Source organism: Methylobacterium aquaticum (assembly GCF_001043915.1).
In the GTDB taxonomy this organism is placed as follows: Bacteria; Pseudomonadota; Alphaproteobacteria; order Rhizobiales; family Beijerinckiaceae; genus Methylobacterium; species Methylobacterium aquaticum.
In genome coordinates this window covers 1-558 of record NZ_LABX01000490.1, presented here as the reverse complement: position 1 = coordinate 558, position 558 = coordinate 1, and the positions used below count along the sequence as shown (strand labels likewise).

Annotated in this window: 1 pseudogene; it reads right to left on the bottom strand. The window is 80.1% G+C overall.

The features are described from left to right. Positions 1 to 558: pseudogene (locus VP06_RS37605) on the bottom strand (PAS domain-containing sensor histidine kinase); the annotation flags it as partial.

The window sequence follows — 558 nt, the reverse complement described above, 5'->3', positions numbered from 1 at the left end:
CGTCCCCGGCTCGACGCGCGGAAGGGCGGGCGACCGGTCGGGGCGGAGGGCGGCATCCGGGACGGGACGAGGCGGCGCGGCAGGATCCCCGGAGGGCTGGCGCCCGACGGCGATGACCGCGGCGGCGCGCTCGCGCAGGGAGGGGCGGGGCGGCTTCGGCTCCGGGGCCTCCGGCCGGTCGGTCGCCGGCACGACCCGCTCCGGATGGATCACCCCGAAGCCGCTGAAGCCCGCGAAGGCGCGGCCGGCGCCGAGCCGGGGCGCGCCCGAGAGATCGACCGCGACCGCGATCCGGGTCCCGGCGATGCGCCAGCGCACTGGAACGGCCCGGAAGGTCTGGCGCTGGACCAGGGCCTCGGCCAGGGCGGCGGCCACCTGCGGCTCCGCCTCGACCGGGCCGGCGAGCAGGTCGTCCCAGCTCCGGCCGACCGGGGAGGCGCCGATGGTCTCGGCCAGCCCCTCGGTTGCCTCGACGAGGCTGCCGCGGGCGTCGCTGCGCCACAGGAAGCGCCGGCCGGGACCGGGACGGGGCGAGGACCCGGCCGGCGCTTCCTGTGG